General features: G+C 40.5%; 18 protein-coding genes. 6 read left to right on the forward strand and 12 right to left on the reverse strand.

The window, feature by feature from the left end; translation table 11 throughout:
- Positions 1-15: 15 nt before the first annotated feature.
- The 8 genes from WSC_RS0119735 to WSC_RS0119770 all read right to left on the reverse strand — a co-directional run bounded on the left by WSC_RS0119735 (position 16) and on the right by WSC_RS0119770 (position 10,592).
- The gene (locus WSC_RS0119735; RefSeq protein ID WP_016957687.1) at positions 16-357 is read right to left on the reverse strand and encodes a DUF5329 family protein; all 342 of its coding nucleotides are present in this window, start codon (positions 355-357) and stop codon (positions 16-18) included.
- 24 nt (positions 358-381) lie between these two features.
- Positions 382-822, reverse strand: coding sequence for a GNAT family N-acetyltransferase (locus tag WSC_RS0119740; protein WP_016957688.1), 441 nt, complete (start codon positions 820-822; stop codon positions 382-384).
- Positions 823-864: 42 nt separating this feature from the next.
- Positions 865-1,632, reverse strand: coding sequence for a hypothetical protein (locus WSC_RS0119745; protein ID WP_016957689.1), 768 nt, complete (start codon positions 1,630-1,632; stop codon positions 865-867).
- A gap of 147 nt (positions 1,633-1,779) precedes the next feature.
- On the reverse strand, positions 1,780-3,951 hold the full coding sequence (gene katG / locus WSC_RS0119750) for a catalase/peroxidase HPI (protein ID WP_016957690.1): 2,172 nt from the start codon (positions 3,949-3,951) through the stop codon (positions 1,780-1,782).
- A 109-nt stretch (positions 3,952-4,060) separates the two neighbouring features.
- The gene (locus tag WSC_RS0119755; RefSeq protein ID WP_016957691.1) at positions 4,061-4,354 is read right to left on the reverse strand and encodes a hypothetical protein; all 294 of its coding nucleotides are present in this window, start codon (positions 4,352-4,354) and stop codon (positions 4,061-4,063) included.
- Between the two features lie 486 nt (positions 4,355-4,840).
- Positions 4,841-6,835, reverse strand: coding sequence for a phytase (locus WSC_RS23510; RefSeq protein WP_016957692.1), 1,995 nt, complete (start codon positions 6,833-6,835; stop codon positions 4,841-4,843).
- Between the two features lie 65 nt (positions 6,836-6,900).
- Entirely contained in the window at positions 6,901-7,881 is a 981-nt protein-coding gene (locus WSC_RS0119765) for a purple acid phosphatase family protein (RefSeq protein WP_016957693.1), read from the reverse strand.
- Positions 7,881-10,592, reverse strand: coding sequence for a TonB-dependent receptor (locus tag WSC_RS0119770; RefSeq protein WP_016957694.1), 2,712 nt, complete (start codon positions 10,590-10,592; stop codon positions 7,881-7,883). Before WSC_RS0119770 ends, WSC_RS0119765 begins: the two co-directional genes overlap by 1 nt.
- Positions 10,593-10,944: 352 nt before the next feature.
- Between WSC_RS0119770 and WSC_RS0119775 the strand changes: the two genes are divergently transcribed.
- The 3 genes from WSC_RS0119775 to WSC_RS24485 all read left to right on the forward strand — a co-directional run bounded on the left by WSC_RS0119775 (position 10,945) and on the right by WSC_RS24485 (position 14,146).
- On the forward strand, positions 10,945-11,826 hold the full coding sequence (locus tag WSC_RS0119775; protein WP_016957695.1) for a GGDEF domain-containing protein: 882 nt from the start codon (positions 10,945-10,947) through the stop codon (positions 11,824-11,826).
- A 5-nt stretch (positions 11,827-11,831) separates the two neighbouring features.
- On the forward strand, positions 11,832-12,890 hold the full coding sequence (locus WSC_RS0119780) for a helix-turn-helix domain-containing protein (protein ID WP_016957696.1): 1,059 nt from the start codon (positions 11,832-11,834) through the stop codon (positions 12,888-12,890).
- A gap of 170 nt (positions 12,891-13,060) precedes the next feature.
- Positions 13,061-14,146: an HDOD domain-containing protein gene (locus tag WSC_RS24485; RefSeq protein ID WP_016957697.1), complete on the forward strand. Its 1,086-nt coding sequence runs from the start codon at positions 13,061-13,063 to the stop codon at positions 14,144-14,146.
- 629 nt (positions 14,147-14,775) lie between these two features.
- Here WSC_RS24485 and WSC_RS0119795 read toward each other — a convergent pair.
- Both WSC_RS0119795 and WSC_RS0119800 read right to left on the reverse strand, forming a co-directional pair.
- Positions 14,776-15,567 (reverse strand): hypothetical protein, encoded by a 792-nt coding sequence (locus tag WSC_RS0119795; RefSeq protein ID WP_157447364.1) that lies wholly within the window; start codon positions 15,565-15,567, stop codon positions 14,776-14,778.
- Positions 15,568-15,712: 145 nt separating this feature from the next.
- On the reverse strand, positions 15,713-16,606 hold the full coding sequence (locus tag WSC_RS0119800) for a LysR substrate-binding domain-containing protein (protein ID WP_016957700.1): 894 nt from the start codon (positions 16,604-16,606) through the stop codon (positions 15,713-15,715).
- Between the two features lie 146 nt (positions 16,607-16,752).
- Here WSC_RS0119800 and WSC_RS0119805 point away from each other — a divergent pair, with 146 nt between their 5' ends.
- Entirely contained in the window at positions 16,753-17,196 is a 444-nt protein-coding gene (locus WSC_RS0119805; protein ID WP_016957701.1) for a DoxX family protein, read from the forward strand.
- Positions 17,197-17,224: 28 nt separating this feature from the next.
- A complete protein-coding gene (locus WSC_RS0119810) occupies positions 17,225-17,920 on the forward strand; it encodes a pirin family protein (protein ID WP_016957702.1) in 696 nt (231 codons plus the stop codon).
- Positions 17,921-17,938: 18 nt separating this feature from the next.
- Here the strand turns inward: WSC_RS0119810 and WSC_RS0119815 are convergent, their stop codons facing one another.
- Positions 17,939-19,078, reverse strand: a complete 1,140-nt coding sequence (locus tag WSC_RS0119815) for a helix-turn-helix domain-containing protein (protein ID WP_016957703.1) — start codon at positions 19,076-19,078, stop codon at positions 17,939-17,941.
- A gap of 77 nt (positions 19,079-19,155) precedes the next feature.
- On the reverse strand, positions 19,156-20,241 hold the full coding sequence (locus WSC_RS0119820; RefSeq protein ID WP_016957704.1) for a hypothetical protein: 1,086 nt from the start codon (positions 20,239-20,241) through the stop codon (positions 19,156-19,158).
- Between the two features lie 209 nt (positions 20,242-20,450).
- Here WSC_RS0119820 and WSC_RS0119825 point away from each other — a divergent pair, with 209 nt between their 5' ends.
- A complete protein-coding gene (locus WSC_RS0119825; RefSeq protein ID WP_157447366.1) occupies positions 20,451-23,021 on the forward strand; it encodes a glycoside hydrolase family 3 protein in 2,571 nt (856 codons plus the stop codon).
- Positions 23,022-23,099 lie beyond the last annotated feature (78 nt).

Below are 23,099 nucleotides of genomic sequence, written 5' to 3' on the forward strand. Positions count from 1 at the left end.
AAAAATAAACTTAGCCTATTCTTTCCTATACTTAGCTAACTCTGCCAATAACCAATATTTACTTTTAATCGGCGTTTGTTCAGGACAATGAATCAAATAATACTTACCGGACATTTTGCTTTTAGTGGCTGAGTATTTAATAAAATCTTCGGTGCTTTCAATATCATCAATAAAGTAGTCATATTTCTTTTTGATATGAGCAACGGCCTCTTCGCCTTTGTGCATAGTGCCGTTACGTTCGTACTGACAATTGGTATTCGCAACATAATTTAATAGGTGATCGATTTCAGCCTGCATATCAGCAAAGGCATTGCCTGTGGTAACTAAACCAATCAGTAATATTAAGCGTTTTTTCATTCAGCTAAAGTCCGTATTTTGTTATTAAGTATTGTATGCATAAAAATGCCAAGTGCTTTTGCTTGCGGCTAATTTATCATAAAGCTTTTGTGCTTGGGTATTATCCGGCGCAGTCACCCATTGTAGCCTTGCGGCCCCAGCTTGTTTTGCATATTCACGGCAGTGTTCAATAAGCTGTTTGGCAATGCCTCTGCCACGATACTCTGGATCAGTATATAAATCGTTTAGTACAGCTACTTTGGCCGTTATGGTTGAAGTGAAAGAAAAATACACAGTCGCAAACGCAACGGCTTTGTTGTCTACTCTATAAATAAATTGGCAACCTGCTGGGCTACCCTCACCGAATTGAGCAAAAAACTCAGCGTTATTTTTATCGGATATATTCGCTACTTTATAAAAGTTTTGATAAGCACGAATAAGTGGTAATACTTCAATTAAGTTTTGCGGTGAAACTGATTCAATCATTGCAGTCCTTTGTATTATTTTTGAGAAAAATGTTTGGCGTAGTTAACAAGGCAACAGAGACAAACTAGAGCCAATAGCATTTAAAATGGCGTTTATTGTTTCCGTTGTCGCCCTAGCTCGATTGAAAACTATGTCTACAAGTAGCGAAAAAATTGCAGCCAAATAAAGCAAATACCCAAAGCCCATATAATCATTGTATAAAATGCTATAAAACCAATCTTGACCAAAAATATAGATAGACGAAGCCACAATTGTTGCCACTAATAACAACACAGCCGGTAAAAATAGATGGGCAATAGCTTGTCGCCGAGTAAACGATATTATTAACAGGATACTGAACATAGCCAAGTTGGATGTAAGAAAAATCCGTAAATCAAATTTTAAGTTAGCTACAATTTCTAGGTATTTGCCCTTAACAATATCACCCAAAGTGTCTTGTGCTACGCGGATATTTTTGAGCCGGTCAAAATAGCTGGAGGTAATTGAATTTGCGAGCATCTTTTTACGTTCGCAGTCGTAGCCACACATTTTTGCTAACACATTTGCTATTTTTTCAGGAAGTTGTGCAGCAAGATCCCGCTCAATTTTCGCTGATTCAACACTCAGTTTTTCACCAAATTTAACAGCCATCTTAGCTGTTGCCGAAGATGTCACCTCCTTTTGTTGCTGTCGGAGTTCCAGCTCAATTTGATACTTTACAAATCCTCTAGCCGACTTTTCTATGTGTTTAGCAGAGCTAAAGGTCAATAACAGCAGCAAGCCAAATAAAATGATACCGCATAATCCGATTGATCTAAGAGTAATTTCCATGATCGGCTTTATCCAAAGTTTAAATGCCGAAACTACACTGACATTGATTAAAAATCAAATATCAATTGATACTTAATCTATTGTAATTAAAACAAAAACAGCGCCGATGGCGCTGTTTTAACTCGAACGTTTCAAAGAAATATTTGATTATGCTACATCAAATCTATCTGCGTTCATTACTTTTGTCCAAGCTTTTACAAAATCATTTACAAACTTAGCTTGGTTGCCTGCTGATGCGTAAACTTCAGCAATTGCTCGTAATTGTGAGTTTGAACCAAACACTAAGTCTACTCTGGTACCAGTCCATTTAACTGCACCGGTTTTACGGTCTTTACCTTCAAAAGTTTGAGCATCTTTTGAAGTTGGTTTCCACTCAGTACTCATATCCAACAAGTTGACAAAAAAGTCATTGGTTAAACTGCCTACATTGTCGGTGAATACACCGTGGCTACTTCCATTACTATTTGTACCTAATACACGCAAACCACCGACTAAAGCTGTCATTTCTGGCGCTGTTAAAGTTAATAACTGAGCGCGGTCGACTAAAATATGCTCCGCTGGCACTGCGTATTGTTGCTTCAAGTAGTTAACGAAACCATCTGCTTTCGGCTCAAGCGCGGCAAAAGATTCTACATCTGTTTGCGATTGGTCAGCATCTACTCTGCCAGGCGTAAATGGTACAGAAACGGATTGCCCAGCGGCACTTGCTGCTTGCTCAACCCCTACGTTGCCGGCCAATACAATAACATCAGCTAATGACACACCATTATTACCCGATTGCGCTTGATTAAATTCAGTTTGAATTTGCTCCAATGCAGCCAATACTTTAGCTAATCGCTGCGGGTTATTCGCTTGCCAGTCTTTTTGTGGCGCTAAACGTACACGCGCCCCATTCGCTCCACCGCGCATATCTGAGCCACGGAAAGTTGAAGCGCTCGACCATGCGGTTGCAACCAATTCGCCAACCGACAAACCGCTTGCTGCAATTTTGGCTTTTAACTCAGCAACAGCTTGCTCAGATAAAGGCGCATATTTAGCTGCTGGTAATGGGTCTTGCCATGCCAAATCTTCCGCTGGTACTTCAGGGCCTAAATAACGTACTTTTGGTCCCATATCTCTGTGAGTTAATTTAAACCAAGCACGAGCAAATGCATCGGCAAACTCGTCTGGATTTTGTAAAAAACGACGCGAGATTTTTTCGTACGCAGGGTCAAAACGCAACGACAAGTCAGTCGTTAACATAGTCGGCTTTTGTTTTTTACCTGCGTCAAATGCATCAGGAATTGTATCTGCTGCATCTTTTGCTACCCATTGGTGTGCACCAGCAGGGCTTTTTGTTAATTCCCACTCGTAGTTAAACAAGTTTTCGAAAAAGTTGTTGCTCCACTGTGTTGGTGTTTCAGTCCAAGTCACTTCTAAACCACTGGTAATCGCATCAGCGCCTTTGCCTGACTTATATGTACTCGTCCAACCAAAACCTTGCTCTTCAATACTTGCACCTTCTGGTTCAACACCAACGTGTGCAGCATCACCCGCACCATGCGCTTTACCAAAAGTGTGCCCGCCTGCAATTAACGCAACCGTTTCTTCATCGTTCATTGCCATACGCGCAAAAGTTTCACGAATATCCGCGGCTGCTAAAATTGGGTCTGGGTTACCATCTGGTCCTTCTGGGTTTACGTATATCAAGCCCATTAACACCGCAGCTAAAGGGTTTTCAAGATCGCGCTCACCAGAGTAACGTTTGTCAGTTAACCATTCAGTTTCGTTACCCCAATAAATATCTAACTCAGGCTCCCAAATATCTTCGCGGCCACCGGCAAAACCGAAGGTTTTAAAGCCCATAGATTCCAATGCAACATTACCGGTTAAAATCATTAAGTCAGCCCAAGAAATTGCATCACCATATTTTTGTTTAATTGGCCACAATAAACGGCGAGCTTTATCTAAGTTACCATTATCCGGCCAGCTATTTAACGGCGCGAATCTTTGACTACCAGAGCCAGCACCACCGCGGCCATCACCAATACGATACGTACCCGCACTGTGCCACGCCATACGAATGAAAAAACCACCGTAGTGACCAAAGTCGGCTGGCCACCAGTCTTGCGAGTCGGTCATTAAATCAGTTAAATCTTTTTTTAGTGCTTCATAGTTAATGGCATTAAATGCTTGTGCGTAATTAAAATCACTTTCCATTGGGTTGGATTTAGCAGATTGTTGGTGAAGAATTTCTAACTTTAATCGGTTTGGCCACCAGTCTTGGTTTGTAGTACCGCCACCGGCTGTTTGGTGAAATGGACATTTACTTGCTGACATATTTAGCTCTCCGTTTTTTGTTTCTTAAAGTGGCACTGTGCATGCCAAAAGCTTACGTATAGTTATAGTTTAGAGATCAATTTGTTGCCAATTGATTAACTAGGTTGGGTTAATCGGAAATTTGAAAGGTCTCGCTTTCGATGTTTGTATGGTAGTCGGCAAGCATCTTGACCAATATACCGAAAGCGCTGCTCGTCCGGTGCGCTATTGTCGGCCTGAGGATGGGTTGTCCAAACCAGAAACGCTGTAAACACGTCCTTGTGCGCTCCGGCTTTTCATCCATGAAAAGCAGGTTCTGTTTTGGACAACCCACCCTCAGTCCTCGCCAACGGAATTGCTGTGCAAACTTTGTCCTAAAAGCCGCAATAAAAATGTCGGATTGGGTGTTTGGAAGTTGATTCATTGTCTCCAACTTTCAAGCTGCTTTGCGCAAGCTCCGCACAAGCAGCAATACAAGTGTTGAAGAAGGTGAATGGGCGTGCTCCGAACAAAACTTCACAAGATAGGGACATCTTGCGCGAGCGAGCCAAGGACGGCCTTGAAGCGCTTTGTGAGGAATGCCCCATTTAACTTCGGTATTCTCTGGCACAAACTCCAAGCGCCTTTTATGCAAATCAACCCCAAGCAACAATACAAGTGTTGAAGAAGGTGGATGGGTGTGCTCCGAACAAAACTTCACAAGATAGGGACATCTTGTGCGAGCGAGCCACGGACGGCCTTGAAGCGCTTTTGTGAGGAATACCCCATTTACCTTCGGTATTCTCTGGCACAAACTCGAAGTGCTCTCACACAAATCATGAACCAGCAGCGATCAAAATATCAGATTTTGTATTTGGAAGTTGGGGACAATATATAGAAGGAAATATGCCATCCTTGGCTAGAGATCATCCTACTGCTTTAAGATCAAACCATTAATTTTACGCCAATCAACCAATTTAAAGTTCTGCGGCTGCACCGGCATAATATTGCGACCATCTTGCACAACTAAAGCACCGAATGGATATAAATCTCCCAATGGCGCAGCAATTACAGCCAAACCATCAGTTTCCGAAGCACCATCTATACCCTTCAACACATCAGCGACAATATTAAACTTAGCTACAACTTGCCCTTGGTTTGCATTTTTAGCTAAATCAAATACCACATAACTATCATCACCTTGGCTCGAAGCAACTAAGTATTTTTCCGAGCGATTATTTGGCGCATACAAAGACAGGCCTTCAACATCATCCACCAACACATCACCATCTACTTGATAAAACGGTTCTAATTTTGTGCCAGCATCAGGTTCAGCACCTATAGTCCAAATGCCCCAATCTTCTTCACCTAGATACAAAGTTTGCGTTTGTGCATCAGCCACACAGCCTTCAGGTTGGCTCTCCACTTTAAACTCACGCACTAACTTGCCTGTTACTTGGCTAGCAGAAAAGTCCAATTGGTATTGATGATAAACACCACTTTCGTCATTAATAAAAACAAAATAATCCCCCGTTATCGGCGACTGATATTGGCATAAACCATATACATCTGGCAGGCTGGTTGGCACATTCGCTAGCTCAGAAATATCGCCAGAGCGCGTAATTTTATAGACAGTGATACTGTTGTAAGTACGGTTACTGGCTGTGGCAAAATCAAAATTTTCGCCGTTAAACTCAGCGCCGTAGCTAACATCAATATTGTTAATACGGCCAGATGCTATTGTCTCAACCAACTCCCCTGCTAAGTTGTAAGCATTTAAACCATATCTTTTATCTGTCGTTAGAATTAAGCTGTCTGCACTATTGTTTGAGTTTAACCAAATTTCAGGATCGTCCGCTGCATCACCAAAACGTGCAACAGGTGCAGTTTGCATATCAGCAGTTAGCTGCGATGCACCTTGTTTAGCCATGCTTTTGTCTGCAACCGTAAGTGGCAATACTGCCGAATAATATGCCCCCGATTCATCATCATAAAAAGCCGCTAGCCAGTTATTATCCGTAGTTTGTTTTGCATCTATACTTTCAATTGTGAAACCAGCAACTGAATATACTTGTGCTAAATGCTTGCTGCCATCAGTCTGGTAGTGCTGAATTTGTTCAGCTTCTGGTAACGCAACTAACAAGCTGCCATCTGGCAGTAAACTGATATCTTTAATTTCACCGTGAATTTGGCCAAATGGTGCAACTAAGGCAATTGGCGAGCGCGATAATTCTTTTTCAGGATTGGTCGGATACGCCCACACACCTATAGTTTCTTCTGCAACATAAACTTGTTGTTTAATATCGTCGACTACACAAGCGCCAGCGCCCGGAGGCGCAGAAAAGCTGCGCACTAATACATTGCTTGCTTGTTCATTTGGCTGATTAAGATAAACAATACGTTGTTCAACTTGCTGCTGAGCAGTTAACCAAAAACTGGTTAACTGGCCATTATGATAAGCCAAACATTGGTTATCAATAACGCTGGTTTCAGGCTTAATAGTATTTAACAAAGTAATTTTATGTGCTTGTGCGTTGGCAGCTAGTGCAACTTTAAACAACAAAAACTGGCCTGCTTCTTTATCTACACTGCTGACAAACCATGTATTCTTATCTAATTGGCGAATATCTAACGACTCAAAGTTACCTGCATGATTTTGTACCATTTCGCCTTGTTGATTAATTAACATTAACCCGAAGTTTTCGCTGTTGGCTAACCAAGTTTCTTGATTAAGCTGAATAACCTTTTGGCCGTTTAATTTGTCGTGATGAAAAATTTGCTCTGGTGCTTTTGCTAACGCCTTTACAGCTGAATGTGTAGGTGTTTCCGTAGCCGATTGACAAGCTGTTAAAGCGAAAACAGCAGCTGTGATAACAATCGAAACCTTAGCTAATTTATTGTGGGCAAGCTGATTAAAATATTGCATGTTATTACTCTTACTAAATTCTTGCGGGCAATTAGCCAAACATTCGGCTAATTGCTGTTTGATAATTATTTTGTCACTGGGTGTGCTATGTCTTTGTTATATAAAACTTGACCTTCAGCACTAACCATTTGAATTAACATTGAGTTTTGTCTAAGCGACACTGCAGTAACCCCAGCGGTTGCTTTGGCAAATTGAGTAAATTCGCGTGGTTTAACATGACGCACGGCAGAGCCAGCACCCGAGATAAAATGGTGGACTGTGGTGCCTTGTGGTTGGTTGTGTTGCAAATCATGTTCATGGCCTGCGAAATAAGCATTTACCTGATACCTCTCCATTAACGGCTCTAATTTGCGTCTAACCGAGTCGGTTTTGCCATAACGTTTGCCGCTGGAATACATAGGGTGATGACCAATTACAATAATCCATCTGTCATCTGAGCCTTTCAGTTGCTGTTCAAACCAATCAAGTTGTTGCTGACTATTCTGCGAGCGCACAGTTAGATATTTGTCTTCTGTATGATATTTATCTTCAAACGGGCTGGTATCTAAAAATATCAACAACAAAGTATCGTTCGAATCATTCAGCTGCATACGCTTGCTGTAATACCGAGCAGGCATATTCCAGCGCTGACTGACTCGGGTATAGTCAATTTGCGCTTGCACATTACCGCGGTAATCGTGGTTACCTAAAACTAGATACCAAGGCTCAAATAAATGAGGGCCGGAATAAATATCTTCGTACGACGACTTCAAATAGGGATCATTTACGCTCGCCACACCATCTGGATAAAAGTTATCGCCAGTCGACAAAATAAACTCGCCGTCTAACCAATACATTAAATTATCCATTTGTTCAGCTACGGCTTTTTGTTGAAAGTGGCCATTGCGCCCCCAATCACCAACCACCAAAAAATTCAGCGCTTGTTCGTCAACTTTAAGATCAGTAATTAAATGTTGCTGATACCAAGTTTCATCTTTAAATACTTGATTTGACAGCGCCACTGGCGCTGTCAAACAAGTTACTGCTAAAAGTAACCACTTAATCATTAGAACGACGCCCAGCTAAAGCCAAGTTGGAAGGTGCGGCCATAACTTTCGTACTGTGCATTTTGATTGCGGTTATCAAAATAGTGGTACATTGGCTCGTCGTTGATATTTACTGCATTAAAGTAAATATGCGTTTGTTGGTTAATGTAGTACTTACCACTGAAATCTAGTTGGGTGTGTGCATCTTCATAACGCAACATACCGTCATCAATTTCTTCTAGGTTTTTGCTTTTGTATACGCTGGTTAAACGCAAACTAACAGTGTCGTTTTCAAAACCTAGCGTGAAGTTAGCAATAGTGTCTGACTGGTTAGGTAATTGAGTTTCAAATACTTCACCGTCAATAATTGTGGTGGCTTCTGAATCGGTCAAAGTGGCATTGGCAGCTAACAATAAACCTGAATCAAAACTTTTAACCCATGCAAGTTCAACACCGTGTAACTTAGCGCTTTGACCATTAATAGGTTGGAATACTTCATCGTAACCTTGCCACTCGCTAGTACCAGCTACGTCAACCACAATAACAAAGTTGTCGATAGATTTATGGAAATAACCCGCCGACAACACACCAATGTGGCCAGGGTAATATTCAAGTGACAAGTCAAAGTTGTCTGAGAAATATGGTTTTAAGCTTGGGTTGCCTGCTTCGGCTTCGCGCTCTGTTTCAAACTCACCATCGTCATTTCTTTCAGTTGAACTTTCAATAATTTGATAAGCGCCTACATCTTCAAATTTAGGACGAGCTAAAGTTTGTGTATATGCAGCACGGGCAATTAACTTATCCGAAAATTGATATTTTAAGTTAACACTCGGTAGTAACTTACTGTAGTCTTGCTCGCTGTTCCAAGCTTGGGTATCAACATATTCTTCGTCTTCATCAACACCATCTACTACAACAACTTCTTCAATAACTTCAACTCTATTTCCGGCAGTTGAAAATTCAGTTTGTTCGTAACGTAAACCTGCAACCACACTTAACTGACCAATATCAAATTTTGCCATAGCGTAAGCGGCAAAAATGTCCTCGTTAATGGTATATGAAGCACCCTCTGTTTCAGCTTGTGAATCTAACTCAACTTTTTCAAAACCTGCTTTATTTTGTTTGGTAAAGTTGCGCAATGCTTGTCTATTTAAACCAGGGCCAAAATCGCCTAACGACCAATCAGGTGTTGCAGTTGCAAAATCTGTTGGGTTAAACGCATCAAAACCGTCGTCAAAAATATCGATAATAGCTCGGGTGTTTTTTTCACGTTGGCGATATTTCACACCCGTTTTAAATTCGTAAGCTGTGTCACCAACTAGTAACTTTTTCGTCAGATCTAATTTAAAACTCGTCTCTTCATCTTCAGCAAAATCTGACTCGTCTGATACTTCATCTAACTCATAATTCGCAAAATCATGAACATCCGCGCCTTGGCTAATCTGCGGAATTTGTCCTTGCATATCAGAATCAAAAGTTAAACCTTCACCTTTAATTGTGTAATACAACGCATTCGGGTTTTCTTCTTCAGCTTTTGAATAACCCACTTGGTAGTTCACCGTTAAGCTATCTAATTGGTGTTCACCACCTGCGGTTAAGCTGATAATTTGTTGCGTTTCTTTTCTGTCTTTGGTTGCGCGCTCAATTTCACCTTCGTCGTCAAATACAAAAGTATTGCTTAAGCGATATTCGTCATCGCTAAATTCACTAAACAAGCTGCGAACAAAATATTGGTTATTAAAATCTGGGCGATAATCTAAGTTAACCGCTGCACCTAAACGCTCACGGGTAATTGAATAGAATCTTTGTTCAATTTCATCATCGCCATTGCTTTCAATATTGTCAGAGCCAAATTCGCGATCTGAATATGAAAGTGCTGCAGCTACGGCAAAAGTATCATCAAAAATATCTGTGTAACTTGCTGATACTTTTGGGCTCTTGCTATCACGCAATTGGTTTTGCGCCATTTCCGCAGAAAACGTAATACTTTGTTGCGCGCGGTCAAAACCACTTAGGCTTTTAACTTCAATTGAACCACCAATAGCGTCAGCGTCCATATCCGGCGTAACAGATTTTGAAACTTCTAAACCACCGACTAAGTTTGATGGGATCACATCTAATGCAACTGAACGCACACCCGACTCAGGTGACGGCACGTTTAAACCATTAATAGTCACGTTATTTAAGTTAGGATCGATACCACGAATACCAACAAAACGCCCTTCACCTTGGTCACGCTCAATAAACATACCCGGTAAACGTTGCAAAGCTTCAGAAACGTTTTGGTCTGGGAATTGACCAATGGCATCAGCAGAGACTATCGACTTAATGCTATCCGCATTTTTCTGCGCGTTAATTGCACCAGCTTGACCAGCACGCTGCGCGTAGACAACTATATCTTCTAATTGAGCTTGTTCCGAAAATGTTAGGTTTTGTTCAACCGTACCCGTTTGGTTAACAGTCACAGTTGTTTCGCTGCTACCTGCACCTATATATTCAACAACCACTTTATATTCGCCTGCTGGCAAATTGGCGAAACGATACACACCAGACTGGTCTGTTGTTGTAACCAAATCTAGCTCAGCTATGCTGACTTTAGCTCCCTTGTATAACTGTGAACCATTTGCATCAGTTACTTTACCAACTAACCCACCTGCAGTTGCTGAAACCGAAGTTAATGCAGCAGCAATTGCAGTTGTTAGCGCGAGTTTATTAAAATATTTTTTGCTCATTTTTAGCGCGTTCCATAAATGTATTAAACAGTGAATCAAACAATCAATTTGTGCGCATTTAAAAAGTGTTCGGCAAACTTTGCTGTGAATGTTTTATGACAATAGGTCAATTAATCGCGCTGATAGCTGCTGACAATACCCTTTGTTAGTAAATTTGACCTGATATCACCCCAAATAAAAACCATATAAATCAACAAATTAAAATATCTCATTAATTAAAACAGTTCTAATCAAGTAAAAACAACAGGCTTTGGGCTAAATTGGCTGAGCCAAATTGACCCTTTTAACTGACAGCAGTTTAAGTTAGTTTCTGCAGCAAATAACTTAAGCTCAGCAAAACTAAATACTCGCTATGGATTTTTTATTTTTAAAACGGCACTACAAAATTGTTGCCGCAATTTTTATCACAGTTGCTGCACTATTAACTGCCGTGTTTACTCAAGGCCAGTTGAAAAGTGGCCAAACGACCGACTGGTTAGATGTATTAGGTGAAGGTGGCATATTTGTTATGACAGCTGTGTGGTTGTTTTTTCTGCTTGCCAGTCGCCCAGCAGGTAAAGTGACCTATTTATTGTCGATTGGGCTAACCTGCTTTTTATGCTCCAGCTTGCTCGATTTAACCGACGAATTTGTCAGCTATCCAAGCAAAGAATTCTGGTTGTATTGGATAGAGTCATTGCCCGCGCTAGTTGGTATGGTATTAATGACTTGGGGTTTATACCAATGGCACCACGAACAACTTAAACTGCACAAACAACTGAGCCGCCGCGAAGCCTTTTACCGCGAGCATAGCCAAATAGATTACATTACCCAATTGTATAGTGCCGACTATATGCGCGACCATTTAAGCCAATTAATCGCCGAGCAACAAAGTTATGCACTGGCTATGTTAGATATTCGCAATTTTGCTGACTTTAACCGCAGTTATTCAACCCAAGATGGCGACAGGCTGCTGCGCGAAGTGGCTGATTTGATTGTGATGAATTTACGTACCGCTGATCTAGCCTGCCGCTACGCTGGTGATCGTTTTATTATTGTGATGCCAAATACTGGGCTCGCCGAAGCGCAAGAAGTATGTGAACAAATTCAACAAGCGGTTAAGTCTCTAGCATTTAAACCTAATGGCAATAACAAAGCGGTTTACCATAAAATCGCTACAGCCGTGGTATTGTCAGAGCCTGAGCAGCAGCTTGAACAAGCAATTCGCCAAGTTAATTTAGCTTTGGAAAAATAAGCTAAATGAAGCAAGCTGTAGCGCCAATAATTTATGCCGATAGCAAGTGTTTGCCACTGCAACATTTGCCGACCAGCATTATCGACCTAGCTTTATCTCGTGGGGTAAACCCAGAAAAGATATTGCGTGGTAGTGGTATATTTTTACAAGACTTAACCGCAGAAACAGCACCAGAAAAACAACTAACCAGCCCAGAACAAGTTATAAAATTATTAGACAAAGCCAAACAAAATATCTCCGGTTATGACTCAAGTTTTTTATTAGGCCAACGTTTATTGCCCGGTCAATACGGCGCTTTTTCTCAAGCAGTACAGCACGCTGCTAACTTAGCTGATTTATTTAAAGTATTTGCCCGCTACCAGAGTTTAATCAACCCGTTTATTGGTTGTGAATTACGTACAAGTCAGCAACAAATACACCTGTATTTTTATGATGCAATAGGCCTAACTTCAGAACAATATATCTATCTGCTAGAAGTGACATTAACCGCATTAAATAGCTGTATAAAATACTTAACCAGCAGCAAAATAAAAATACACTATCAGTTTAAACATAGCCGCCCAAGGTATATTCAAGAATACGAAGAAAACTTAGGTTTTAACTTGGCCTTTGACCAGCTTGCAGATGTGGTTAGCTTGGACAAAGTTAAACTTAAACAAAGCTTTAGATTTACCAGCCCAATAAAACAACAGCTAGCACTACAACATTTAGCACAAACACCTGTCGCTCAGCCTTTTTTACAGCAGATGCGCAGCATAATTCAAACAAATCGCAGTTTAACGCTAGAAGAAGTCGCGCAGTTGTTGGACATGAGTCCTGCCAGCTTAAAGCGCAAATTGAAGCAACATAAAGCACGTTTTTTAGCCATTCAAGATGCCCAACAAAAAGAAAAGATTATTCATTGGCTACAATTTGCCAATTACACCAATGAAGAACTCGCCAACAAACTTGGGTTTAACGATTTAGCTAATTTTCGCCGTGCGTTTAAACGTTGGTTTAATATGACACCAACAGACTACAAAAGTACTTATTTGAATAATCTTAATCAATTAAGTGAATCTTGACTAAGTGTCAGTAATACATAGAATTATTGCCATGTTGCAAGGCTGACAGCCTGTATGGAAGTAAAACAATAAGCAAAGTGATTTGAAATGTCATAAAAGCCTGCCATGCTTATTAGACTAGATGTAACTTATTCTAGTGATTTGATAATTCCGTGCATATTAAGGCCACCATGTTTATTCGCTTATTGAAAAACATTTTCACAAACAAACGAACCCAGCAGCAATCTACTGAGTTAGCCCCTGCGCAAAGCTCAACTAGCGACAATTTTCGCTTTTCGTCTCAGCTTGATTTAACCAAAGATCACAACAGCCAACTAGTAGACAACAGTCTGCAACACGCTGTTGATACCGCATTTTACGATTATTTATTGGGCGCGAGTGAACCACAATCAAAAATGACTGAGATGGAACAAACCATCTACAATCAAGTTGAACAACTGTTAGTCCAGCCCGATACAATTATCAACGAATTGCCTGCAATGCCACATTCAGTCGCCACTATGCTCTCCATGATGAATAATGACGACTTCAATACCCAAACACTGCTAGACCTGATAAAGCAGGAGCCTGCAGTCTCAGCCGCGATTTTAGCTTTGGCCAATTCGCCCATGTTTCGCCGCTCGGAAAAACCTGTAGCTGGTTTAAAAAGCGCATTTGTTCAACTTGGTGCCAATGGCATAAAAGAATGTGTATTAATGAGTTTTATTAAACGCTTTAACCCTGCTGATGCGGGTTATTTTCAGTCGTTTGGTGAAAATTTGTGGGAGCATGCGCAGCAATCAGCGTTATTTTCAAAACAACTTGCGACTGAAGAATTAAACCCACAAGCGGGTAACCTAGCTTTTTTGGCCGGATTAATTAATCAACTCGGCAAGATGATTATTTTCCAATTAGTGGTAGATGCCTACAAAGTAGTGAATGCAGATGTTGAGCCTAATTCTTTTTTCATCAAAGCCATTATGCGCCAGCGTGGCAGTGAACTGATATTAGCCATAGCCAAACACTGGAACTTACCAAAAGCTTTGATTGACGCGTTGGAAGATCCAAAACGTGTATATATGAGTTACGATTCAATTGCTGCATTTGTTAGCCAAGGTTCTACCATTAGCCAACTTGAATGTATCTGCCAAGCTGAATTATTGTCGTCTGATATTTGCGTGCAATATGCCAATCAAAAGTTGATTTCACCTGAAGCATCCACTTTGTTATACGACGTATTAGGTGAAATTGAAAAAAATAAACAGAGTGATGAGTAATATCGTCACTCTGTTTATTTTTTGACTCAGTCAGTTTTTCCTTGCTTGACGATTAATTCTGCTCAAACAATGAAAGCAATTGGGCTGGGTTAAAAACGGCAAGTTCACCAAAAGCTTATGTCTCCAACTGTTCTGCTTTGAATTCTACGTAAAGGTCGATGAGACTGAATCCGCAGAGTAATATGAGAACACTACCATTGAAAAAGATCAGCTTGAACAAATCCACGTCATAAACAAGCAATAATAAACACAAAACAAAAATAAAGTGCGAAATATAAGTCGTAGTCTTATACACAACCCAACTACTTTTTAGCTTGTGATTTCTTAGAAATTGCATTCCCATTGATAAAAATAGCATTCCAAAAACATAATCGATTGGCGTAGAGTAAAATACGAAGAAACTATAGCCAATTATCACGCAAATGGTTCTAACAGTTAATACTAAAGCTTTTTTTGACATGGTTTTCTTATCTTAATAGCAATGTTCAAATGAACCAGGCGAAAAACGAGCGTGTCCAATCACGCCAACCGCAGTTTTACAATATATATCAATTACGAGCTACCAGACGATACCGATGCCAATTAATAATCTATCCATTTATATCTCCTTTATTTATATTTTGGTCTGGCTAATGAGTACTAGAAATAGCATCCATCTTAAATTTTTCCCAACTTTCATCGGTTAATTGAACAATTTGTTTCAGGGTCATTTTGCCTGAATCGTAACCGGGTTCATCTGGCTTTTGAATTTCAAACGCCAGCATATGTAACTCTGTTGGATCAAACCAAATATATCCCCCTCGATTATCCAACCCAGCGCCATCAATAGAATATTTTAAACCTAGCTCATCTTGCTTCTCAAAACGCATACTAACTAAACCAAAATTTTTCATTTGTGGTGGCGATTCGCTCAGGTCTAAATCCAAAATATGGAAGTTATAAGTCTGTTTAGGCTCATTTAAAAAGCGATAAGCGTAACTCAAGCTAGAAAAATCGAAATCATAACTATGCCAGCTCACTGGAACTTCGTTAAATATCTGCACGTTTTCACCTAAGGTTACTCGAATATCACCGTTAGCTGTGGTATCCAACATAGCTTGGCGTTTTAAACCATTTTTTAAACTAAGGCGATAAACCTCAAATTCAAGCACGTTTTTCGAGTTTTGATCTATCACTGCTTTAACTATGGTTCCCGCATGATTTCCGCTGTGCCACTTAAATGCTTCAATGTCACCTTGCTTGCGATAATACACAGCTATACTCGCGTGATTTGTACCATCTAAATTAGATTTTTCGTAGATATAAGCCTGACCAACAGGCGCTGCCATTTTGTTATGGAAAGTTTGTTTGGTCGTTTCTAAAACCCTGCAGCAGCTGGATAAAAAACAGCTTAATATCAGGAATGTAATTATATTTTTCAAAACAAAAACTCCATATCAAAATAGCTAACTTGTGAGGTTCAGCTTAGTTAAACTAGATAAAAATGCCTGCTCAATAAGTTGACCAAAATCATTAACTTCAGTTCCCGTCATAGCTCTAAGTTTGAGTAAACTCATAGAGCCAGCGCTAAATCTCCCAATCCAACTTACACAATTTATCGATAAACCATTCAAATGCTTTGCCTTCGTGGCCTTTATTCCAAGCTATGTATAAGGCTTGGTTGCCTCGTGGGATTGCGCAAGGCTTTTGGATTAATGCGCCGCTGTCTAAATGTGGCCTTGCGAAATGTAATGGCAGAAAACCAATACCTATACCTTGCAGCTGGGCTTGCAGTTTGGCATCCATATTATTTACCCGAATAACCTGCTTGCTATTAAATAACCCACTGTCTCTGCTCGGTAATAATTGTGATGTGTCGGCAACCACTATAGATGGGTATTGGCGTAAATGCTCTGCTTCTATTGTCCCGTCTATTTTGGCTAGTGGGTGTGATGGTGGCACAGCAAAAATAAAGGTTATTTCGGCCATTTTATAGGTGTGAAATAACCCCTTGGGTAAGTCACCAGATGCACCTATTACAATATCAGCGCGTTTGCTATGTAACGCATCCCAACCGCCGCCTAAAGACTCGACACTTATAGACACATCAACATCTTGTGGCAATTGAGTAAATTCGCCGAGTAGCTGAAAAAGTTTGTCTTGTGGTACCACAGTGTCACGCGCTATGCGCAATTGTTTTTCCCAACCCGATTCTAATTGGGCAACGGCATCAACCATTTTATTGGCGGCATGCAGTATCTCCCGGCCATGTTCCAGTACCAATTTACCTGCAGGTGTTAACACAGCTCTTTGTTTAGATCTATCAAACAAAGGTGCACCAATATCCTCTTCAAGTTTTTTAATAGTGTAAGTTAATGCCGATGGCACTTTGTATAAAGACTCAGCTGCCGCTGCAAAACTGCCTTTTTTGTCGATGGCGTCGAGTGCTCTAAGTGCATCTATGGTGATAGCTTGGTACATAATTTCCTTTATTCAAAAAAATTGAACTACCCCTTCAAAATGTTCCGATTTTCTATTGAAGTTAGCATACCTATACTTAATTTCAACGAGTGATTAGTCACTCATTAACCCAAGCAGTTAATTTAAAAATATTGAGGAATAAAACAATGAAAGCATTAATTCAAAAATTATCAACATCTACCGCAGGTTATTCAACTTTAGCGCTACGTGTACCAGTCGGCATTATTTTTATGGCACATGGCGCACAGAAATTATTTGGCTGGTTTGGCGGTTATGGTTTAGAAGGCACAGGCGGTTGGATGGAATCTATCGGTTTGGCACCGGGCTTTTTAATGGCGTTATTAGCCGGTAGTGCTGAGTTTTTTGGTGGTTTATTTATTTTACTCGGTTTGTTAACTCGCCCTGCGGCCATTGCACTCGCCTTTACTATGCTTGTTGCGATATTTTCAGTGCATTTTGCCAACGGCTTATTTATGTCAAACAATGGTTATGAGTTTGGGTTAGCTTTATTAGCAGCAAGTGTATCGTTAGCACTTTCTGGCTCAGGTAAAGCTGCAGTTGACCAAATTTTAGCGAAAAAGCTGGCTTAATCGCCAGCTTGATTTAGGAGAAACTATTATGATTTCCGTTCGAAAGTCGAGCGAACGTGGCCGAGCTTCATTTGGCTGGTTAGATAGCCGCCATACTTTTTCGTTTGGCCACTATTACGACCCTAAACACATGGGCTTTTCAGCACTAAGAGTTATTAATGATGATGTGGTTAAACCCGCAGCAGGTTTTGACACACATGGTCATAAAGATATGGAAATCATAAGTTACGTTTTACAAGGCAGTATTCAACACAAAGACAGTGCTGGCAATGTGCAAACTTTACCTGCGGGTGAGTTTCAATTGATGTCTGCCGGTAAAGGCATTTTGCACAGCGAATATAATGCATCAAATACTGAAGATTTACGCTTTTTACAAATTTGGATTGAGCCAAATACTTTTGGCAATAAACCCGGTTATCAGCAAAAAGATTTTGGTCAACAATATGGTTTAACCACAATTGTTACACCGAACGGCAACAATGGCACGTTGCAAATAACACAAGATGCAAAATTGCATCAGCTTATATTGCCAACTGGTGAAAACTATCAATTTGCCGCGACAATAGGCACAAAACAATACGTTCACCTAGTGCAAGGTAGCGTGCAGCTGCAGGATATAAGTTTAGCCGCAGGTGATGGCGCTAAAGTAATTGGCGAAAATACCCTAAACTTTAGCAATAGCAGCAACACAGATGTCACTGCACTAATATTTGAGTTGCCATAACAACAGCAAGTTGTATGGCTACCCGCTTGCAGCAGATTTCTTGCGAAATTGGCTAGGTGTCATATTAAATTTCTTTTTAAACAAAGTATTGTAAACAGATTTACTGTTAAAACCGGCGTCGTAAAAGATGTCGGTAATACTGCGATGGCTTTGTTTAGGATCTTCCAATAAGCGTTTTGCTTCTTGAATGCGGTAATGATTTATATACTCGTAAAAATTAACTTGGTAATGACGGTTAATGGTTGCAGATAAATCTTTCACTGGAATATCCAGCTTTTCTGCCAAACGTTCAAACGACAAATTGGGGTTTAAGAAGAGTTTGTCTTGCTCCATTGCCTGTTCGAGTTTGCCCACATAGTCCATATTAATTGGCTCTTTTTGGCTTTGCTGTCGACGCTTATGCGCTTCAGTTTTAGCCATATGTGTCACCATTAAATAAATAGCCACATTGGTTAGTGCAAATATTAGGTAATAATCGGTTAAACCAATTATCTCGACCACATCGTAATAATCTAGCCCCCAAATTGAGTGATAAACCTTAATACAGCCTAATAACCACTCCCAAGCAACAATTCCTGCATACACTTGAATGAGCGGCGACACCCACACTGGCATAACAAAGCTCGGTTGCTGCTGGGCAAAATAGCGTTTTAACAACACCACCAGCCACAGCATATAACCAAGGCGAATTGATTTAGCGACAAACTCAGCTGTGACAAAGTTAAAATCGGCAAAGGTATAGTTTTTTATCAGCTCTGTTTTGCTTGCTAACGGCAAGCTGTAAAAAGTTAAGCTTAAAAATCCAATAAACAATACTGCCGGAATAAGGTGCAATAAATGTTGGCGCTGCAATTTAAAATCTTTATTTAGACTGGCTTGGCTGTATAAATACAACAAGGGCGCGTCTAACAAATAAGAGACATTAAAGATAAAAAAGATGTTAGGCGAAAGGTCTAAAACCCAGTATCTAAAAGTACTGCCCCACAAAATAAGTTCGTGCAACGACAAGCTAGCGCGAATGGTAAAAAAGCCAATTAATAAAAAGCTTGCTATGGTTTTTGTGCTTTTATTCAAAGCTAAAAAAGCAACAATAGCTAAGCTCTCAAATGCGCTAAGCAATAGGATTAAATCGTGCAAATTGAATAAGGTTTTATCCATCGATAACAGCCAACTCTAATAGATACTCAACAAAATACATTCAGGTTAACAATTTAACAACATACCCTAAGGTAAAATCAATTGTTAGCGACTAAGTTAAATCCTAAAGTAATGCCTACAACCAATGCGATACTTAATCCCATAGCCACATATATAAATTGGTTTGAGTGTTTGTTTGCATTGGCCAAAGCTTGGGCAAAAAATATCGGCACCAAACAAGAGCTGGTTAAAATAAGGCCTAACAAACTAATGTGCTTATTTAGCTCAACCTGCGACCAATGCAGTGCACACAATACCGCGGTAGCCAATAAAGCAAATTGAATCAATACTTTTGCTTTGAGCCAATTCAACCCAATGGCCGCAGCAAACAAACCAATAAGCGAACCAACAGAGTATAGTGCTAAATAAGATAATAGCTCGTGGGTCACCTCGTTTAAAAACGCCACCTCACTGCTGCTAGACAAATATTTAACTAAAGCCCCCTGCCACGCAGCGCTTATTAAAATAGCTAAATACCAAGGTGACATTTTTACCAAAGGTAAATTGTTTTGTTGCAGCCAATTGGCTGATTTATCCACAGATTGGCTTTGGCTAAACAAAAACATAAAAGCAGCCAAAATTAAGGTTAAACCAGTATAAATAACTTTGTAATGCAGTGGGTCGAGCGGTTGCAAAACCTGAGATTTAGCCAATACAGAACTTAACAATACCAAAGCAAAGGTCGCACCTAAATATTTAAACGCATAGGACAAACATACGCGCTCGCTGGCAAGGTCATCGGTAGCGGTTAACACAACCGCAGGAATGGTTACGATAAAACTGACAATACCGGCCACAAGCAATAAGCTAAGCAATAATAGTTGCAACCAAAAGTGTTCAATTGGCGCAAACACTAAACCCAATACCAGATTAAACAGGATCAGCCAAAGTGCACTCATCAATGCAAATTTTTGTCCGCTCAACAAAATTAGCTTACCGGCACCAGCCACAGCCAACAAAATAACCGCTAAAAAAGCAAAAAGCAGGTTACCTTGCGACAAGCTATCAGTTGGTAACTGCACCATTAACAGCAATATGCTAAAAGTTAAAACAAAACCCAGCATAAAAATACAGCCAATTAACCAAACAAAATTTGGTACTGCTAACCTAGCTTCGTATTGCATATTTACCTCAAAGTTGATTTCGCCAAGCTAGTAACAAAACTATAACAATGAGTATCAACTTACGTCTGCATGACCCATTTTACGCCAATCAGAACGTTCGACTAAGTCCCAAAACGTTCTAATTTGTCATTTTTCAACCACTGAGACGCAACAGATTAACCTTTTATTTACAGTTAAGCTGACTCCATTCAGACGAGGAAATAAAGGTGATCAAAAAGTATAAGCTGAACAGCGTGTATTTGGCTTTAATAGCCAGCTTAACAGTAAGTGGGTGCCAACATACAGAATCAACAAACGACAGTGATAAAGTAGGTGCTGTTGTTAGCAGTCAAGCCAATATAGATATATGGCCAGCGGTCAGTAGTAAAATTAAACAAGATGATGTGCAAGAAGCACGCATTAATCAAATTATTGCCAGCATGACGCTTGAACAAAAAGTAGCACAAATGATCCAACCAGAAATTCGCGCATTTGATATAGCAGACATGCGCAAATATGGTTTTGGTTCTTACCTAAATGGTGGTGGTGCTTTTCCAAATAATGACAAATACGCCAGCATGCAAGACTGGGTAGATTTAGCCGACGAGCTTTACAACGCATCAATTGATGCCAGCCAAGATGGCAGCACAATTCCAACTATGTGGGGCACAGATGCAGTACACGGCCATAACAATGTAATTGGCGCGACTATCTATCCACACAACATAGGTTTGGGTGCAATGAACAACCCTGACTTGATGGAAAAAATTGGTGATGCGACGGCAAAAATAGTTCGCGTCACAGGGATTGATTGGGTATTTGCGCCAACCGTAGCTGTTGTTAGAGATGATAGATGGGGCCGTACTTACGAAGGTTATTCTGAAGATCCGAAAATCGTCAAAGAATACGCGCGCGCTATGGTTAACGGCATGCAAGGCCATGCAGATAGCAACTTTATGGCTGACGGCAAAGTAATTGCCACGGCAAAACACTTTTTGGGTGATGGTGGCACAGATTTAGGTATAGACCAAGGCAATAATCTAGCCAGCGAGCAAGAGCTAATCGACATACATGCACAAGGTTATATCAGCGCAATAGAAGAAGGTGTGCAAACCATAATGGCCTCTTTCAATAGCTGGCATGGTGAAAAAATGCATGGCAACCACAGCATGTTAACCAAAGTGCTCAAAGAGAAAATGGGCTTTGATGGTTTAATTGTGGGTGATTGGGATGGCCATGGCCAAGTAACTGGTTGTAGCAATGCAAGCTGTGCGCAAGCCATTAATGCCGGTGTCGACATTATTATGGTGCCAAACGAATGGAAAGCCATGTACCACAACACAGTAAATCAAGTGAAAAGTGGTGAAATTCCATTAAGTAGAATTGACGATGCAGTTCGTCGAATTTTACGAGTAAAAATGCGCGCAGGCTTATTTGATGGTGTATCACCAAATAATAGAGCTTTTGCTGGTGAACAAGCTTTATTAGGCGCAAAGCAACACAGAGATTTAGCGCGCCAAGCTGTACGTGAATCACTGGTTTTACTGAAAAACAAAAACAATGTTTTACCACTTAACCCAAAACAAAAAGTATTGGTTGCTGGTAGTGGCGCAGACAATATTGGCAAACAGAGTGGCGGTTGGACTATCTCGTGGCAAGGTACGGGCAACGTAAATGCCGACTTCCCGGGTGGTACTTCAATTTATGATGGTATTAAACAATCGGTCGAACAAGCTGGTGGCCAAGTTGAGTTAAATGAACAAGGTCAATTCGAACAAAAACCAGATGTGGCTATTGTGGTATTTGGTGAAAACCCATATGCCGAAGGTGTTGGCGATATTAAAGGCATTGAGTACCAACGCGGCAATAAACGCGATATTAAATTACTGCAAAAACTTAAATCTCAAGGCATTCCGGTTGTTTCGGTATTTATCTCAGGCCGTCCATTATGGGTAAATGCAGAACTGAATGCATCAGACGCTTTTGTTGCAGCATGGTTACCAGGCTCTGAAGGCGTTGGTGTAAGTGATGTATTATTCACAGATAAACAAGGCAAGATAAAGTTCGACTTTAAAGGCAAACTTTCGTATTCGTGGCCTAAATCTGATGCACAAGTTGTGTTGAATCTTGGTGATAAAAACTACGACCCACTCTTCCCATATGGTTATGGTTTAACTTATCAAGACAAAGACACGCTAGCTGATAACCTAAATGAAGTAGCGGAAATTCCGTTAGAAAAAGACTTTAACCAAGCAGTAACCTTGTTTGAATCGCAACCGCAAGCCGATCTTGGATTGTACTTAGGTGACAAAAACTTATGGGCAGTACCAGTTGCCACCAGCGTAGTCACTACTCAAGGCTCAGATAATCTACATCTAAAAACCACGGATAAAAACGTGCAAGAAGATGCACGCTTATTAACTTGGCAAGGCAACAGCTTAGCAAAAGCTTATTTAGCTTGGAGTGAACCACACGATTTATCTGCATACCTTGATACCCAAACCAGTTTAGAGCTGCAAATTCGGGTTGACCAAACAGTGCAAGCACCTGTGCATTTGTCAGTAAGTTGTGGTGAAGGCTGCCAAGGGCAAGTGGATATCACCAGCTTATTGCAACAACAAACAGTAAAACAATGGGCGGATATCAGTGTTGATTTAAGTTGTTTCGCAAAACAAGGCGCAGACTTTAGCAACACAGTTGCACCGTTTGAAATATCTAGCAGCAAAGCAAACCAATTAGCCTTTGCGCGAGTTAGGTTAGTGCCGCAATCGGCCGCACAAGCCGGGATTAAATGTCAGTAATGGCTAACAAACTAAAGTTTCTTTAAGCGCCGATAGAACCAGTGGTGACAAATATGACCACCAGTCACCACAGGTTCT

Origin of the sequence: Catenovulum agarivorans YM01 (genome assembly GCF_000281085.1) — a bacterium.
Classification (GTDB): Bacteria; Pseudomonadota; Gammaproteobacteria; order Enterobacterales; family Alteromonadaceae; genus Catenovulum; species Catenovulum agarivorans.